Origin of the sequence: Superficieibacter sp. 1612_C1, assembly GCF_015234305.1 — a bacterium.
In the GTDB taxonomy this organism is placed as follows: Bacteria; Pseudomonadota; Gammaproteobacteria; order Enterobacterales; family Enterobacteriaceae; genus Superficieibacter.
Genome location: NZ_JADGMI010000006.1, coordinates 186,956 through 203,244, shown reverse-complemented (window position 1 = coordinate 203,244; position 16,289 = coordinate 186,956). Strand labels below are relative to the sequence as shown.

Here is a 16,289-nt window from a genome sequence, read left to right as displayed (position 1 = left end):
GATTTTTTAAATAACAAGCGCTTGATTTGCGTCAAAAACATTTCTTTAAAAGTGGCTATTTTCTCACTCCTCATATCGTTTGGCATGGCAGAAGAGGAGGAATAATGAAAGTTTGTGGCGCTCGCCATGTTCGGGTATACTACTGTCCCGTCCTGGTTATTCCATCGTCTTTTAAACCTAACTTCTCAGGTTCAGCATGACAACGAACTATATTTTTGTGACCGGCGGGGTCGTTTCCTCTCTGGGTAAAGGCATTGCCGCAGCCTCCCTCGCAGCCATCTTAGAAGCCCGTGGCCTTAACGTGACCATGATGAAACTGGATCCGTACATCAATGTCGATCCGGGTACCATGAGTCCAATCCAACACGGGGAAGTGTTCGTTACTGAAGACGGCGCTGAAACTGATTTGGACCTTGGCCACTATGAGCGTTTCATCCGCACCAAGATGAGCCGCCGCAACAACTTCACCACCGGTCGTATCTACTCCGACGTTCTGCGTAAAGAGCGCCGTGGCGACTATCTGGGTGCGACCGTTCAGGTTATCCCGCACATCACCAATGCCATTAAAGAACGCGTGCTGGAAGGCGGCGAAGGGCATGACGTGGTGCTGGTTGAAATCGGTGGTACGGTGGGCGATATCGAATCGCTGCCGTTCCTCGAAGCGATTCGCCAGCTGGCGGTTGATATCGGCCGTGAACACGCGCTGTTTATGCACCTGACGCTGGTGCCGTATATGGCCGCCGCCGGGGAAGTTAAAACTAAACCGACGCAGCACTCCGTTAAAGAACTGCTCTCAATCGGTATCCAGCCGGATATCCTGATTTGCCGTTCCGATCGCGCCGTTCCGGCCAACGAACGTGCGAAAATTGCTTTGTTCTGTAACGTCGCTGAAAAGGCCGTTATTTCCCTGAAAGATGTCGATTCCATTTATAAAATCCCGGGCCTGTTGAAATCACAGGGCCTGGACGATTATATTTGTAAACGATTCAGCCTGAACTGTCCGGAAGCAAACTTGTCTGAATGGGAACAGGTTCTCTATGAAGAGTCCAACCCGGCAGGCGAAGTCACCATTGGTATGGTCGGCAAGTATATTGAACTGCCGGATGCCTATAAATCGGTGATCGAAGCGCTGAAGCATGGCGGCCTGAAGAATCGCGTCTCCGTCAACATCAAGCTGATTGATTCGCAGGATGTTGAAACGCGTGGTGTCGAGATCCTCAAAGATCTTGATGCAATCCTGATCCCCGGCGGCTTTGGCTACCGTGGCGTAGAAGGGATGATTACCACCGCAGGTTATGCGCGTGAGAACAATATTCCTTACCTCGGCATTTGCCTGGGTATGCAGGTCGCCCTGATTGAATTTGCTCGTAATGTTGTGGGCATGGACAACGCCAACTCAACGGAATTTGTGCCAGACTGTAAGTACCCGGTCGTGGCGCTGATCACCGAGTGGCGTGATGAAGATGGTAACGTTGAAGTTCGTTCTGAAAAGAGCGATCTGGGCGGCACGATGCGCGTAGGTGCACAGGCTTGCCAGCTTACGGATGACAGCCTGGTGCGCAAGCTGTATGGCGCATCGACGATTACTGAACGTCATCGTCATCGTTACGAAGTCAACAACATGCTGTTGAAACCTATTGAAGCTGCGGGCCTGCGCATTGCGGGCCGTTCCGGTGATGATCAGTTAGTCGAGATCATTGAGGTGCCGAACCATCCGTGGTTTGTCGCCGGCCAGTTCCATCCGGAATTTACTTCCACGCCGCGTGATGGACATCCGCTGTTTGCCGGTTTTGTGAAAGCCGCCAGCGAATACCAGAAGCGTCAGGTGAAGTAAAAAAGTTAGAACGGCAACGCCCCAGGAGGGGCGTTGTTTGTCTGGAGTTTTAGTTTAACTTGTACTGAGGAAAACCTAATGTCCAAAATCGTTAAAGTCATCGGTCGTGAAATCATCGACTCCCGTGGTAACCCGACTGTTGAAGCCGAAGTACACCTGGAAGGTGGTTTCGTTGGTATGGCAGCTGCGCCGTCAGGTGCTTCTACTGGTTCCCGCGAAGCGCTGGAACTGCGTGATGGCGACAAATCCCGTTTCATGGGTAAAGGCGTAACCAAAGCCGTTGCTGCGGTTAACGGCCCGATCGCTCAGGCTGTTCTTGGCAAAGATGCCAAAGATCAGGCAGGCATCGACAAGATCATGATCGATCTGGACGGTACTGAAAACAAATCTAACTTCGGTGCAAACGCCATCCTGGCGGTGTCTCTGGCTAACGCCAAAGCTGCTGCTGCCGCTAAAGGTCTGCCGCTGTACGCGCACATCGCTGAACTGAACGGCACCCCGGGCAAATACTCTATGCCGGTTCCGATGATGAACATCATCAACGGTGGTGAGCACGCTGATAACAACGTCGACATCCAGGAATTTATGATTCAGCCAGTTGGCGCTAAATCCCTGAAAGAAGCCGTGCGTATGGGTTCTGAAGTGTTCCACAACCTGGCTAAAGTGCTGAAAGCGAAAGGCATGAACACGGCCGTTGGTGACGAAGGCGGCTATGCGCCGAACCTGGGTTCTAACGCAGAAGCGCTGGCAGTTATCGCTGAAGCAGTTAAAGCAGCTGGCTACGAGCTGGGCAAAGACATCACTCTGGCGATGGACTGTGCAGCATCTGAATTCTACAAAGACGGTAAATACGTTCTGGCTGGCGAAGGCAACAAAGCTTTCACCTCTGAAGAATTCACTCACTTCCTGGAAGAACTGACCAAACAGTACCCGATCGTCTCTATCGAAGACGGTCTGGACGAATCTGACTGGGAAGGTTTTGCTTACCAGACTAAAGTTCTGGGCGACAAAATCCAGCTGGTTGGTGACGACCTGTTCGTAACCAACACCAAGATCCTGAAAGAAGGCATCGAAAAAGGCATCGTTAACTCCATCCTGATCAAATTCAACCAGATCGGTTCTCTGACCGAAACTCTGGCTGCGATCAAAATGGCGAAAGACGCTGGCTATACCGCTGTCATCTCTCACCGTTCTGGCGAAACTGAAGACGCTACCATCGCTGACCTGGCTGTTGGTACCGCAGCAGGCCAGATCAAAACCGGTTCAATGAGCCGTTCTGACCGTGTTGCTAAATACAACCAGCTGATTCGTATCGAAGAAGCGCTGGGTGAAAAAGCACCGTACAACGGTCGTAAAGAGATCAAAGGCCAGGCGTAATCCTGTACCTTCGCTCTTAAGAAAAACCCGCTTCGGCGGGTTTTTTTATATCTACAAAAGTAGCGGCAACGTCGCGCTGGCCGTTTGCTGGCTGCTGTCACCGTAGCGCGTATCAAGCGACATTAGCGAGGTGATGGCCAGCTCCACCAGCAGCATCGCTCCCACTTTGGCGTTGAGTGCGCCCGCGCTTAACGGTCCTTCCGGCTTCGCTGCCACCAGCAAAATATCGCTGAGTGATGCCAGCGGGCTGCGCGGCGTATTACTGATTGTCAGCACTTTCGCGCCGCGTTTACGCGCCAGCTTCACAACATGCAACAGGTCGCGCGTCGAGCCAGAGCTGGAGATCGCGACGACGACATCCTCGCCGCCGAGCGCGGTGGCGCTCATCGCTGCCCGGTGCATGTCGCTGAATAGCTGGCCAGATTTACCGAGGCGCAGCAGCTTGTAATGCAGGTAGTCGCCAATAATCGCGCTGGCGGCGACACCATAAATCTGGACCGACCGTGCTTCGTGCAGCGCCAGCGCCGCCTGTTCCAGCACGCTGCGATCCAGTAGCTTTGCCGTATCGCGCAACGCCTGCACCGACTCATCGACCAGATTGTCGATCTCATCACCCTGCGTGCGGGGGACCTGCGAGCGCTGCACGTCCAGCGCCAGCGCCATTTTAAATTCGGTATACCCTTTGCAACCCAGCGCCCGGCACAGGCGCGTGACGCTGGCTTCGCTGGTCTCGCTCTCACGTGCCAGCTCGGTGATGGTCAGATAGAGCACCCGCGACGGATCGGTCAGAACGTAATCTCCCAGTTTTTGCTGCGTGGGACTATAGCCCGATACGCTCTGCCGAAGCCTGAGCAGCACATTTTCGTTTTCAGCCATGCCTGTATTCCTTAATGCTTTCCTGCCGCTAAGTGTGGCGGAAATCCCGCTTCCAACGCCAGTCATTTTAAAAAAGTATGATCAACCTCCGCTTTATTGATGATAATTTTCAGTGTTAATTATTTATGTGGTAAAAATTTTCAACAAAACATCAGGCGGAGAAAAATGATGACAATTTTTAGCGGAGCCTCTTCCGGAGGCTGGTTTGAAAAAGCACAGCGGTTTGGTAAATCCTTTATGCTGCCGATTGCGGTATTACCTGCGGCGGGACTGCTGCTGGGTATCGGCGGTGCGCTGTCGAACCCGAATACGTTGGCGGCTTATCCTTTCCTTGACGTAGGCTGGCTACAGGCCATTTTCACCATCATGAGCAGTGCCGGCGCGATCGTCTTCGCCAACCTGTCGGTCTTGTTTGCGGTGGGGGTCGCAGTCGGTCTGGCAAAAACGGATAAGGGCACGGCAGGGCTGGCGGCCTTACTGGCTTTTCTGGTGATGAATGCCACCATTAATGCGCTGTTGACGCTGACGGGAGACCTGGCACAAACCAATCCCGGCGCGGTCGGGCAGGGGATGGTACTGGGGATTCAGACCCTGGAAACCGGCGTTTTCGGCGGCGTGGTCATCGGTCTGGTGACCTGCGCATTGCACCATCGGTTTAATAAAATCGCTCTGCCGCAGTTTCTGGGTTTCTTCGGCGGTTCACGCTTTGTGCCGATTATCAGTTCGCTGGCGGCAATTGTCGTCGGAGCGATCATGACGGTGGTCTGGCCGCACTTTCAGAAGCTGATTTTTGGCCTTGGTGGGCTGGTGGACGCGACTGGCTACCTGGGCACGCTGCTGTATGGCTTTATCCTGCGCATGCTTGGTCCGTTCGGCCTGCATCATATCTTTTATCTGCCATTCTGGACTACGGCTCTCGGCGGCAGCGAAATCGTCAACGGCCAGCTGGTTGAAGGCACCCAGCGGATTTTCTTTGCCCAACTGGCCGATCCGCATACGCAGCAGTTCTACGTCGGTACCTCGCGCTTTATGTCCGGCCGCTTCATCACCATGATGTTTGGCCTGATCGGTGCCTGCCTTGCGATGTATCACACCGCGAAGCCTGAAAATAAAAAGCGTGTTGCCGGGCTGCTGCTGTCAGCGGCGTTGACCTCGTTCCTGACCGGTATCACTGAGCCGATCGAGTTTTCGTTCCTGTTTGTCGCCCCGGTGCTATACGTCATTCACGCCTTTTTTGACGGACTGGCGTTTATGCTGGCGCATATTCTGCACATCACCATCGGGCAAACCTTCTCCGGCGGATTTATCGACTTCATCCTGTTCGGCATTTTGCAGGGCGAAGCGAAAACTCACTGGCTGTATGTGCCAATGGTGGGGATCCCGTGGTTCTTCCTCTACTACTTCACCTTCCGCTTTTTGATCACCCGTTTTAATTTCCTGACGCCTGGACGTGAAAAACTGGAGACCGAAACGGTAAGTGTCAGTGGCAGTGAACGTGCTCAGGCGATTGTGGCGGCGCTGGGTGGACAGGAGAATCTGGAAGAGGTGGATTGCTGTGCGACGCGCCTGCGGATAACGGTGAAAGAGAGCGGGAAAGTCGATGAGACTGCGCTCAAAGCGACAGGCGCACGCGGTGTGATCCTGCGAGGCAGCGGCGTGCAGGTGATTTACGGTCCGCACGTAACGATTATTAAAAACGAAATTGAAGAGATGCTGGTGGTATGAACATGATGTTAGAGCAAATCAAAGGCAAACTGGTGGTTTCCTGTCAGGCGCTGGCAAACGAGCCGCTGCACAGTCCGTTTATTATGTCGCGCATGGCGCTGGCAGCGCAGCAGGGCGGGGCAGCGGGCATTCGCGCTAACAGCGTCGTCGATATCGAGGCGATTAAAACCCAGGTCGATCTGCCGATCATTGGCATTATTAAACGTGACTATGCCGGTAGCGAGGTTTTTATCACCGCGACTCTGCGAGAAGTCGACGAACTGATGACGGCGTCCCCGGAGATGATTGCACTCGACGCCACGCAACGTCCACGCCCGGCAGGTGAAACGCTGGCCGCGCTGGTGACGCAAATCCGCGAACGCTACCCGCAGGTGCTGCTGATGGCGGATATCGCAAGCGTTGAAGATGCTGTGGTCGCTGCTGAGCTTGGCTTCGATTGTATTGGTACGACGCTATATGGTTATACGGCGGCGTCGGCAGGGCACAAGCTGGCAGAGAACGACTGTGCATTTTTGCGCGCGGTGCTGAACGCCGTCACGCAGCCGGTGATAGCGGAAGGCAATGTCGACACGCCGGAACTGGCTGCCCGCTGCCTCGAACTCGGCGCACATGCGGTGGTGGTCGGCGGGGCGATCACGCGTCCGCAGCAGATCGCCGCGCGTTTTGCGGCGGCGATAGCGCAACAGGGCGCGAATCGCACATGATCGTTGCGCCAGGATCTGCGATAATTACGGTTTAGACGCGAAACTGAGATGATTATGCAGTACCCGATAAATGAGATGTTCCAGACCCTCCAGGGTGAAGGTTACTTTACCGGCGTCCCCGCCATTTTTATTCGATTACAGGGATGCCCGGTAGGCTGCGCCTGGTGCGACACGAAACACACCTGGGATAAACTTGCGGATCGGGAAGTCTCGCTTTACAGCATCCTGGCGAAAACTAAAGAGAGCGACAAATGGGGCGCGGCAAGCAGCGAAGATTTGCTGGCCATTATTGAACGTCAGGGCTATACCGCGCGTCATGTGGTGATCACCGGCGGCGAGCCGTGCATCCACGACCTGCTCCCCCTGACCATGCTGCTGGAGAAAAACGGCTTTAGCTGCCAGATTGAAACCAGCGGCACACATGAGATCCGCTGTACGCCAAATACCTGGGTGACGGTGTCGCCGAAAGTCAATATGCGCGGCGGATATGATGTCCTGGAGCAGGCGCTCCAGCGCGCAGATGAAATTAAACACCCGGTCGGCCGCGTGCGGGATATCGAAGCGCTGGACGAACTGCTTGCCGTGCTGAAGGACGATAAACCGCGTGTGATTGCGCTTCAGCCGATCAGCCAGAAAGAAGACGCTACGCGTTTGTGTATTGAGACCTGCATTGCCCGCAACTGGCGGCTTTCAATGCAAACGCATAAGTATTTGAATATTGCCTGAAAGACTGGTGCCTGAATAATTTGGTTGCCAGTTCCTGGCATCTTAAATGGCGTGACATTGCTCAAAATGGATTACACTGGCGGCTTGCTGACCATCGCCGCCAGTCACTTTTGTTCCTGTGTTCCCCGCGCCAGCGGGGATAAATTATCGCTGTGACAACGCGCTACAGGCAGATTGCATACTCCCGGCTTCAACGGAAAAGGTTAGCCTTACTGGACAAAAAAACCTCACTCCCCGCGATATACACAGCCTGCCGTGCAGGTTTCCTTCACTATCACCGCGCTCAGCAGCGGAACTACAGGTTTCACCTGATCCCATATCCACTTCGCCAGCACTTCACTGGTCGGGTTTTCCAGCCCCGGAATATCATTCAGATAGTAGTGATCCAGACGATCGTAAGTCGGCTTAAACGCTGCCTTCAGTTCGGCAAAATCGATAATCCAGCCGGTATGCGGATCGACTTCACCGGTGATTTCAAGACGCACCATAAAGGAGTGTCCGTGCAGGCGGCCGCATTTATGGCCTTGCGGAACATGCGGCAAATGATGGGCGGCTTCGAAGGTGAAATCTTTAAACAACGTGGTGGACATGATGAACTCTCAGGCTTACGAAAAACCGCCGCATAGTACCGGAAAGCACAATTTTTATCACCTCTTTAAACGGCGATAACAACCTGGGCCAAGGAAGGTTATTGTGAAGCGGGAATTTATTTAATTAAATCAATTAATTATGTAACCCATTTTATTGTTAATAACTATCTGAAAATCAGGTTAGTCGATTTGGTTATTTATTATTTCCAACCCTTCTTTAATTGTTATTATCCTGGTCGTTAACCTTACATTCTCTTCTGTTTTTATTTGAAAACAGCTTTGCTACTGGAACATGACGACGCATGACGACACAGGCCCCACCTTCCGCTTTGCTTCCGCTAAACCCGGAGCAGATGGCGCGCCTCCAGGCGGCCACGACCGATTTAACCCCGACCCAGCTTGCCTGGGTGTCCGGCTATTTTTGGGGGGTGCTGAACCAGCAACCCGGTTCTGCCGCGGCGACGCCTGCTCCGGTAGCAGAAACCACCACCATTACCCTGCTCTCAGCGTCGCAGACCGGCAATGCTCGCCGTGTAGCGGAAGCACTGCGTGACGATCTGCTGGCAGCCAAACTTAACGTTAACCTGGTCAACGCGGGCGACTATAAATTCAAACAAATCGCCAACGAAAAACTGCTGGTTGTCGTTGCCTCCACGCAGGGGGAAGGGGAGCCGCCGGAAGAGGCGGTAGCTCTGCATAAATTTCTGGCCTCCAAAAAAGCGCCGAAGCTGGCGAATACCGCGTTTGCGGTCTTTGGCCTTGGCGACACCTCTTATGAGTTCTTCTGCCAGTGTGGGAAAGATTTTGACGAAAGGCTGGCGGAACTGGGCGGTGAACGCCTGCTGGATCGCGTTGATGCTGACGTCGAGTATCAGAATGCCGCCGCCGAATGGCGCACGCGCGTGGTTGAGGTCCTGAAATCCCGCGTGCCGAAAGAGACGCCAGCACAGGCCGTCGCCACAGCAACCGGCGCGGTGAATGAGGTTCACTCCAGCCCTTATACCAAAGAAGTGCCGCTGGCGGCGTCGCTCTCGGTGAATCAAAAAATTACCGGGCGCAACTCGGAAAAAGACGTTCGCCATATTGAGATCGATCTCGGGGATTCCGGTCTGCGCTACCAACCGGGCGATGCGCTTGGTGTCTGGTATCAGAACGATCCTGCGCTGGTGAATGAACTGATTGAGCTGCTGTGGCTAAAAGCGGATGAGCCCGTCACGGTGGACGGTAAAACGCTGCCGCTGGCCGAAGCATTGCAGTGGCATTTTGAGCTGACGGTTAACACTGCCAATATCGTTGAGAACTACGCGACGCTTTCCCGCAGTGAGACATTACTGCCGCTGGCGGGTGACAAAGCACAGCTTCAGCATTACGCGGCAACCACGCCGATTGTTGACATGGTGCGTTTTTCCCCTGCTCAACTGGATGCTCAGACGCTGATCGATCTGCTGCGTCCGCTGACGCCGCGTTTGTATTCCATCGCCTCTGCTCAGGCGGAAGCTGAAAACGAAATTCACGTTACCGTTGGCGTCGTGCGCTATGAGGTTGAAGGCCGTGCGCGTGCAGGCGGCGCTTCCAGCTTCCTCGCCGATCGCGTGGAAGAAGAGGGCGAAGTACGCATCTTTATCGAGCATAACGACAACTTCCGTCTGCCTGCAAACCCCGACACGCCGGTCATCATGATTGGTCCCGGCACCGGTATCGCGCCGTTCCGTGCCTTTATGCAGCAGCGTGCCGCCGATGAAGCGCCGGGTAAAAACTGGCTGTTCTTTGGTAATCCGCACTTCACCGAAGATTTTCTCTACCAGGTGGAATGGCAGCGCTACGTTAAAGAGGGCGTGCTGAGCCGCATCGATCTGGCCTGGTCTCGTGACCAAAAAGAAAAAATATACGTACAAGACAAACTGCGCGAACAGGGCGCAGAGCTGTGGCGCTGGATAAACGATGGTGCCCATATTTATGTCTGCGGCGACGCCAATCGTATGGCGAGAGACGTTGAGCAGGCTTTGCTGGAAGTGATAGCTGAATTCGGCGGCATGGACCTCGAATCGGCGGACGAATATTTAAGTGAGCTGCGCGTTGAGCGCCGTTATCAGCGAGATGTCTACTAATGAGCGAAAAACATCCAGGCCCACTGGTGGTCGAAGGCAAACTGGTTGATGCCGAGCGCATGAAGCTCGAAAGCAACTATCTGCGCGGCACCATTGCCGAAGATTTAAATGACGGTCTGACCGGCGGTTTTAAAGGCGATAACTTCCTGCTGATCCGCTTTCACGGCATGTATCAGCAGGACGATCGCGATATCCGCGCCGAGCGTGCCGAACAGAAGCTGGAGCCGCGTCATGCGATGCTGCTGCGCTGCCGTCTGCCGGGTGGGGTGATCACCACTAAACAGTGGCAGGCGATTGATAAGTTCGCGGGCGAGAATACGATTTACGGCAGTATTCGCCTGACGAACCGTCAGACGTTCCAGTTTCACGGCATCCTGAAAAAGAACGTGAAGCCGGTACATCAGATGCTGCATTCGGTTGGGCTGGACGCGCTGGCGACCGCCAACGACATGAACCGTAACGTGCTTTGTACGTCGAACCCGTATGAATCTCAGCTTCATGCTGAAGCTTACGAGTGGGCGAAAAAGATCTCCGAGCATCTGTTGCCGCGTACCCGTGCCTATGCGGAGATCTGGCTCGATCAGGAGAAAGTCGCCACCACCGATGAGGAGCCGATCCTCGGCCAGACCTACCTGCCGCGTAAGTTCAAGACCACGGTCGTGATCCCCCCGCAGAACGATATCGATCTGCACGCCAACGACATGAACTTCGTCGCGGTCGCGGAGAACGGCAAACTGGTGGGCTTCAACCTGCTGGTCGGCGGCGGTTTGTCCATTGAGCACGGTAATAAAAAAACCTATGCCCGTACCGCGAGCGAGTTTGGCTACCTGCCGCTGGAGCATACCCTGGCCGTGGCGGAAGCCGTCGTGACGACCCAGCGCGACTGGGGCAACCGTACCGATCGTAAAAACGCGAAAACCAAATATACCCTGGAGCGCGTCGGCGTCGAGACCTTCAAAGCGGAAGTGGAACGCCGGGCGGGCATCAAATTTGAACCGATCCGTCCGTACGAATTCACCGGTCGCGGCGACCGCATCGGCTGGGTAAAAGGCATCGACAATAAATGGCATCTGACGCTGTTTATTGAGAACGGTCGTATCCTTGATTATCCGGGACGTCCGCTCAAAACCGGACTGCTGGAGATCGCGAAGATCCACAAAGGCGAATTCCGTATTACCGCCAATCAGAATCTGATCATCGCCGGTGTGCCGGATAGCCAGAAGGCGAAAATCGAGAAGCTGGCGCGCGAACATGGCCTGATGAACGCCGTGAAGCCGCAGCGTGAGAACTCAATGGCCTGCGTGTCGTTCCCGACCTGTCCGCTGGCGATGGCCGAAGCCGAGCGCTTCCTGCCGTCGTTCACGGATAAAGTGGAAGCCGTACTGGAGAAACACAGTATTCCGGATGAGCATATCGTGATGCGCGTTACCGGCTGCCCGAATGGCTGTGGACGAGCGATGCTGGCTGAGCTGGGGCTGGTGGGCAAAGCGCCGGGACGCTACAACCTGCACCTCGGCGGCAATCGCATCGGTACGCGCATCCCGCGAATGTATCGTGAAAATATTACCGAACCCGAAATTCTCGACACGATTGACGAGTTAGTCGGGCGCTGGGCGAAAGAGCGCGAAGCGGGTGAAGGCTTCGGCGACTTTACGGTGCGTGCGGGCATCATTCGCCCGGTGCTCGATCCCGCAAGGGATTTCTGGGAGTAACCGGAACTGCGCCGGAGGGCGGCTTCGCCTTATCCGGCCTGTGAGTCGGTCATCTGAACAGGCGACTGCCATAAAAATGTAGGCCGGGTAAGCGCAGCGCCGATGATAAATGTAGGCCGGGTAAGCGCAGCGCCACCCGGCAGAACGCCAAAAGCAGCTATACACCGGGTAATCTACTACGCCCGGCCAAAAATGAGGAACCTATGTCCGTACTCGATCTAAAAGCCCTCAATGCATTACCGAAAGAGGATCGCGCGCAGGCGCTTGCAGACACTAATGCACGGCTGGAAACCCTCACCGCAGAAGATCGCGTAGCGTGGGCGCTGGAAAATCTGCCCGGTGAATACGTCCTCTCTTCAAGCTTTGGCATCCAGGCGGCAGTCAGCCTGCATCTGGTCAATCAAATCAGTCCGGACATCCCGGTGATCCTGACCGATACCGGCTATCTGTTCCCGGAAACCTACCGGTTTATTGATGAGTTAACGGACAAACTTAAACTGAACCTCCAGGTCTACCGCGCAAACGAAAGCCCCGCCTGGCAGGAAGCGCGTTACGGCAAGCTCTGGGAGCAGGGCGTTGAAGGGATTGAGAAATACAATGAGATCAACAAAGTCGAGCCGATGAACCGGGCGCTGGCCGAGCTTAACGCCCAAACCTGGTTTGCAGGGTTGCGCCGGGAGCAGTCCGGCAGCCGTGCTCATCTTCCGGTGCTGGGCATTCAGCGCGGCGTGTTCAAAGTCTTACCCATCATCGACTGGGATAATCGCACGGTCTATCAGTACCTGCAAAAGCACGGCCTGAAATATCATCCGCTATGGGATGAAGGTTATTTGTCCGTGGGGGATACCCATACTACCCGTAAATGGGAGCCGGGAATGGCGGAAGAGGAGACGCGGTTCTTTGGGCTGAAGCGAGAGTGCGGGTTGCACGAAGGGTAATGCTTTATCCAGTGACGTTACGCTTATCGGGGCTGGAAGAGACCGGGCCTGTTCAGACCCGATAAGGTAAATTTTGGCAAAACGCTACCCTTTCCCCGCCTTCGCCAGCTCCTTCACCAGTGGCAGCATCACTTTCACCACATCCCGGCTGCGATGCATAATCCGCCCAGGCAGCGCCTTATCAATATACTGCTGGTTATCAAGACGCACGTCATGCCAGCTATTCCCCGCTGGGAAATCGCGTGATTTCTTGCGCTGCTGATAGCCGTCTTTATTCCCCAGCGACCAGTTGGTTGCTTCAACCGACAGCACCGGAATGCCGGCTTTATCGAATGGTTCGGCGTCGTTACAGCAACTGGTGCCTTCAGGATAATCGGGATTTAGTCCGGGATTAATGGTGGCAGCGATGCCATGTTTTCTGGCAATCGCCAGCGCCCGGTCGCGGGTAAGTTTACGTACGGCCGCAGGCGTGCTTTTGCCGCTATTAAAATAGAGTTTGTCGCCGACGATGAGATTATCGAGATTGATCACCAGCAAGGTGTTCTTTTTCTCGGCGTCGCTCATCCGGGAAAGCAGGCTCTCCGCGCCGAGCTTGCCTTCTTCCTCACCGCTGGTGGCGATAAAGCGAATGCCGTATTGCGTGGGGATATTTTTCAGGGCCGCGGCGAGTTCGAGCATCACTCCCAGTCCGGCAGCATTGTCATCAATACCCTGTAGCGTCAGCCCGCCAAGATTTTGTGCGACGTCAGCATCGCTGCGGGGAGCATAGGTATCCAGATGCGCCATAATCACAATCTGCTGTTTAACCCGTCCCTCATGGGCAGCGATCACCGTGCTGCCAGTGACGTTATGCCAGTTCTGCTGTTTATCGGCAGAGGTATACAGGTAACGGCTGTGAAACGTCCGTATATCGCTTTGATAACCCATCGCGGCAAACTGCTGGCGCACATAATCTGCCGCCAGCATTTCTGCGGGCGTGCCGGTCATGCGACCGGGAAAATAAGTAGCAATATAACGGGCCTGAGTGCTGGCGAACTCTCCTGGAGGTGTCGATTTCGCCAATGCGGGGAGGGCAAAGCATACGCTGAACGCCAGGGCAGCCAGGCTGCGGCGCGATGCGGACAACATAAAATATCCTTAAAAAACACAAAAAACTCGACGCTCACAGTATGAAACTGTGATCGACGTTACACAATTTGAAATCCTCCTAAAGTCCCGAAAATACGTGGGTTAAGCACTTTTTGATATTAGCTTTCCCCGGATGTTATTCCTTTGAGGAACTACTCATTCCATTTCGTAATTTCATTTGATCTAAGGCGGGCCCTATAGTCCCCCTAATACCTGATGTTAGTGAGTCGTTACGCTGTGGAATACCTGCCCCTTTTTGCTGCCCTGAAAGATCGCCCCGTACTGGTTATTGGCGGCGGCGAAATTGCCAGCCGTAAAATCGCGTTTTTGCGCCGGACAGGAGCCAGAGTGCAGGTGGTGGCCGCGCGTCTCAATGCTGACCTGGCCAGCCTGGCTGAACAGCAGCAGATCCACTGGCGGGCGACGGAATTTGCTGAAACGCAAATCGACGAGGTTTTTCTGGTGATTGCCGCTACCAACGACGGCGAACTGAATCAGCGCGTATTCGCGGCGGCAAATGCCCGGCACCGACTGGTTAACGTGGTCGATAACCAGCCGCTGTGCTCGTTTATCTTCCCGTCGATTGTCGATCGCTCGCCGCTGCTGGTGGCGATCTCTTCCGGCGGTAATGCGCCGGTGCTGGCGCGACTGCTGCGGGAAAAAATCGAGGCGCTGCTGCCGAAAGATCTGGGGAAGATGGCGGAGGTAGCCGGCCGCTGGCGTGAGCGTATTAAAACGCATCTTCACTCTACGGCAGAACGCCGACGGTTCTGGGAGCGCGCCTTTCGCGGGCGCTTTGCCAGCCTGATGGCGGCGGGGAATCAGCAGGCTGCGGAACAGGTGCTGGAAGAAGCGTTGCAACATCCGGCACGCGCGCAGGGCGAAATTATTCTGGTTGGCGCAGGGCCGGGCGATGCCGGACTGCTGACCCTGCGGGGCTTGCAGGTGCTCCAGCAGGCCGACGTGGTGTTTTACGATCATCTGGTGACTGAGGAAATTCGCGAGCTGGTGCGCCGCGATGCGGAACTGGTCTGCGTAGGGAAACGTGCCGGTAAACATGCGGTGCCGCAGCATGAAACCAATCAGATGCTGATTGAGGCGGCGCGGGAAGGCAAGACCGTGGTGCGCCTGAAAGGCGGCGATCCGTTTATTTTCGGGCGCGGCGGAGAAGAACTTCAGGCCGCCGCCGCTGCCGGTATCCCGTTTCAGGTGGTGCCTGGCGTGACGGCCGCTTCCGGCGCGACGGCGTATGCGGGCATTCCGCTGACCCACCGCGAACATGCACAGAGCGTTACCTTTGTAACCGGACATTATAAGCCCGACAGCGCGCCGTTTGACTGGGCGCAGCTGGCGCAGAGCCGTCAGACGCTGGCTATTTACATGGGCACGATGAAAGCCGCGGAAATCAGCGCACAGCTTATTCAACATGGCCGACATGAACATACGCCGGTGGCGGTGATTTCGCGCGGCAAGCGTGCCGACCAGAAGGTCAGTACGGGCACATTACAACAACTCGAAAACCTGGCTAAAGATGCGCCGATGCCTGCTCTGCTGGTCATCGGCGAGGTGGTTAATCTGCATCACCAGCTGGCCTGGTTTCAACACACAACAGGTGCGGAAGCGTTCAGCGCGTCCGTGGTTAATCTGGCTTAAGGAACGGTTATGGATCAAAAACGACTGACTCACCTGCGGCAACTGGAGGCGGAAAGCATCCATATCATCCGTGAAGTTGCCGCCGAGTTTTCTAATCCGGTAATGCTTTACTCGATTGGTAAAGACTCCAGCGTCATGCTGCATCTGGCGCGTAAAGCGTTTTATCCGGGGACGCTGCCGTTTCCGCTGCTGCACGTCGATACGGGCTGGAAGTTCCGTGAAATGTACGAGTTCCGCGACCGTACCGCTAAAGCCTATGGCTGCGAGCTGCTGGTGCATAAGAACCCGGAAGGGGTGGCAATGGGGATCAACCCGTTTGTGCACGGCAGCGCAAAACATACCGATATTATGAAAACCGAGGGGCTGAAGCAGGCGCTGAATAAATACGGTTTTGACGCTGCGTTTGGCGGCGCGCGTCGCGATGAAGAAAAATCTCGCGCCAAAGAGCGTATTTACTCTTTCCGCGACCGTTTTCACCGCTGGGACCCGAAGAACCAGCGCCCGGAGCTGTGGCACAACTATAACGGCCAGGTGAATAAGGGTGAAAGCATCCGCGTCTTCCCGCTGTCCAACTGGACCGAACAGGATATCTGGCAGTACATCTGGCTGGAAAATATCGATATCGTGCCGCTTTATTTAGCCGCTGAGCGTCCGGTGCTGGAGCGTGACGGCATGCTGATGATGATCGACGACGGACGCATTGATTTGCAACCGGGCGAAGTGATCCAGCAGCGGATGGTGCGTTTTCGCACTCTCGGCTGCTGGCCGCTGACCGGTGCGGTAGAGTCGCAGGCGCAAACCCTGCCGGAGATTATCGAAGAGATGCTGGTTTCCACCACCAGCGAACGTCAGGGGCGCGTCATAGACCGCGACCAGGCCGGCTCGATGGAGCTGAAGAAACGTCAGGGATACTTTTAA

At 55.1% G+C, this 16,289-nt stretch carries 13 protein-coding genes; 10 read left to right on the top strand and 3 right to left on the bottom strand.

Annotation, left to right across the window (positions count from 1 at the left end):
• Nucleotides 1–196: 196 nt before the first annotated feature.
• Nucleotides 197–1,834 (top strand): glutamine hydrolyzing CTP synthase, encoded by a 1,638-nt coding sequence (pyrG, locus tag INT84_RS20115; RefSeq protein ID WP_176919365.1) that lies wholly within the window; start codon nucleotides 197–199, stop codon nucleotides 1,832–1,834.
• A 78-nt stretch (nucleotides 1,835–1,912) separates the two neighbouring features.
• Nucleotides 1,913–3,211, top strand: coding sequence for a phosphopyruvate hydratase (gene eno / locus INT84_RS20110; protein ID WP_176919364.1), 1,299 nt, complete (start codon nucleotides 1,913–1,915; stop codon nucleotides 3,209–3,211).
• A gap of 51 nt (nucleotides 3,212–3,262) precedes the next feature.
• Here eno and INT84_RS20105 read toward each other — a convergent pair whose 3' ends face one another.
• Entirely contained in the window at nucleotides 3,263–4,087 is an 825-nt protein-coding gene (locus INT84_RS20105) for a MurR/RpiR family transcriptional regulator (RefSeq protein ID WP_176919363.1), read from the bottom strand.
• A gap of 165 nt (nucleotides 4,088–4,252) precedes the next feature.
• Between INT84_RS20105 and INT84_RS20100 the strand changes: the two genes are divergently transcribed.
• Genes INT84_RS20100 through queE form a run of 3 tightly spaced genes read left to right on the top strand, consistent with a single transcriptional unit; the run spans nucleotide 4,253 to nucleotide 7,242 of the window.
• Entirely contained in the window at nucleotides 4,253–5,812 is a 1,560-nt protein-coding gene (locus tag INT84_RS20100; protein WP_194208223.1) for a maltose/glucose-specific PTS transporter subunit IIC, read from the top strand.
• Entirely contained in the window at nucleotides 5,809–6,516 is a 708-nt protein-coding gene (locus tag INT84_RS20095; protein WP_194208222.1) for an N-acetylmannosamine-6-phosphate 2-epimerase, read from the top strand. The genes INT84_RS20100 and INT84_RS20095 overlap by 4 nt, the downstream gene beginning before the upstream one ends.
• Before the next feature lie 54 nt (nucleotides 6,517–6,570).
• Nucleotides 6,571–7,242, top strand: coding sequence for a 7-carboxy-7-deazaguanine synthase QueE (gene queE / locus INT84_RS20090; protein WP_194208221.1), 672 nt, complete (start codon nucleotides 6,571–6,573; stop codon nucleotides 7,240–7,242).
• A gap of 227 nt (nucleotides 7,243–7,469) precedes the next feature.
• Here queE and queD read toward each other — a convergent pair whose 3' ends face one another.
• A complete protein-coding gene (gene queD / locus INT84_RS20085) occupies nucleotides 7,470–7,832 on the bottom strand; it encodes a 6-carboxytetrahydropterin synthase QueD (RefSeq protein ID WP_194208220.1) in 363 nt (120 codons plus the stop codon).
• Nucleotides 7,833–8,134: 302 nt separating this feature from the next.
• Between queD and cysJ the strand changes: the two genes are divergently transcribed.
• The 3 genes from cysJ (at nucleotide 8,135) to cysH (ending at nucleotide 12,590) form a co-directional block, all read left to right on the top strand.
• On the top strand, nucleotides 8,135–9,940 hold the full coding sequence (cysJ, locus tag INT84_RS20080) for an NADPH-dependent assimilatory sulfite reductase flavoprotein subunit (protein ID WP_194208219.1): 1,806 nt from the start codon (nucleotides 8,135–8,137) through the stop codon (nucleotides 9,938–9,940).
• Nucleotides 9,940–11,652 carry an assimilatory sulfite reductase (NADPH) hemoprotein subunit gene (gene cysI, locus INT84_RS20075; protein ID WP_194208218.1) on the top strand — a complete coding sequence of 571 codons (1,713 nt, stop codon included), beginning with the start codon at nucleotides 9,940–9,942 and terminating at the stop codon, nucleotides 11,650–11,652. Before cysJ ends, cysI begins: the two co-directional genes overlap by 1 nt.
• 203 nt (nucleotides 11,653–11,855) lie before the next feature.
• Nucleotides 11,856–12,590 carry a phosphoadenosine phosphosulfate reductase gene (gene cysH / locus INT84_RS20070; RefSeq protein WP_194208217.1) on the top strand — a complete coding sequence of 245 codons (735 nt, stop codon included), beginning with the start codon at nucleotides 11,856–11,858 and terminating at the stop codon, nucleotides 12,588–12,590.
• Between the two features lie 84 nt (nucleotides 12,591–12,674).
• On the opposite strand, the gene INT84_RS20065 is transcribed toward cysH, so the two are convergent.
• Entirely contained in the window at nucleotides 12,675–13,718 is a 1,044-nt protein-coding gene (locus INT84_RS20065; protein WP_176919355.1) for an aminopeptidase, read from the bottom strand.
• Nucleotides 13,719–13,964: 246 nt separating this feature from the next.
• Between INT84_RS20065 and cysG the strand changes: the two genes are divergently transcribed.
• Complete coding sequence (cysG, locus tag INT84_RS20060; RefSeq protein ID WP_194208373.1) at nucleotides 13,965–15,371, top strand: siroheme synthase CysG; 1,407 nt, start codon at nucleotides 13,965–13,967, stop codon at nucleotides 15,369–15,371.
• A 9-nt stretch (nucleotides 15,372–15,380) separates the two neighbouring features.
• Nucleotides 15,381–16,289 carry a sulfate adenylyltransferase subunit CysD gene (gene cysD, locus INT84_RS20055; RefSeq protein WP_176919354.1) on the top strand — a complete coding sequence of 303 codons (909 nt, stop codon included), beginning with the start codon at nucleotides 15,381–15,383 and terminating at the stop codon, nucleotides 16,287–16,289.

Coding starts and splice junctions, on each gene's coding strand:
- pyrG (WP_176919365.1), top strand. CDS start 197: ATGACAACGAACTATATTTTTGTGACCGGCGGGGTCGTTTCCTCTCTG.
- eno (WP_176919364.1), top strand. CDS start 1,913: ATGTCCAAAATCGTTAAAGTCATCGGTCGTGAAATCATCGACTCCCGT.
- INT84_RS20105 (WP_176919363.1), bottom strand. CDS start 4,087: ATGGCTGAAAACGAAAATGTGCTGCTCAGGCTTCGGCAGAGCGTATCG.
- INT84_RS20100 (WP_194208223.1), top strand. CDS start 4,253: ATGATGACAATTTTTAGCGGAGCCTCTTCCGGAGGCTGGTTTGAAAAA.
- INT84_RS20095 (WP_194208222.1), top strand. CDS start 5,809: ATGAACATGATGTTAGAGCAAATCAAAGGCAAACTGGTGGTTTCCTGT.
- queE (WP_194208221.1), top strand. CDS start 6,571: ATGCAGTACCCGATAAATGAGATGTTCCAGACCCTCCAGGGTGAAGGT.
- queD (WP_194208220.1), bottom strand. CDS start 7,832: ATGTCCACCACGTTGTTTAAAGATTTCACCTTCGAAGCCGCCCATCAT.
- cysJ (WP_194208219.1), top strand. CDS start 8,135: ATGACGACACAGGCCCCACCTTCCGCTTTGCTTCCGCTAAACCCGGAG.
- cysI (WP_194208218.1), top strand. CDS start 9,940: ATGAGCGAAAAACATCCAGGCCCACTGGTGGTCGAAGGCAAACTGGTT.
- cysH (WP_194208217.1), top strand. CDS start 11,856: ATGTCCGTACTCGATCTAAAAGCCCTCAATGCATTACCGAAAGAGGAT.
- INT84_RS20065 (WP_176919355.1), bottom strand. CDS start 13,718: ATGTTGTCCGCATCGCGCCGCAGCCTGGCTGCCCTGGCGTTCAGCGTA.
- cysD (WP_176919354.1), top strand. CDS start 15,381: ATGGATCAAAAACGACTGACTCACCTGCGGCAACTGGAGGCGGAAAGC.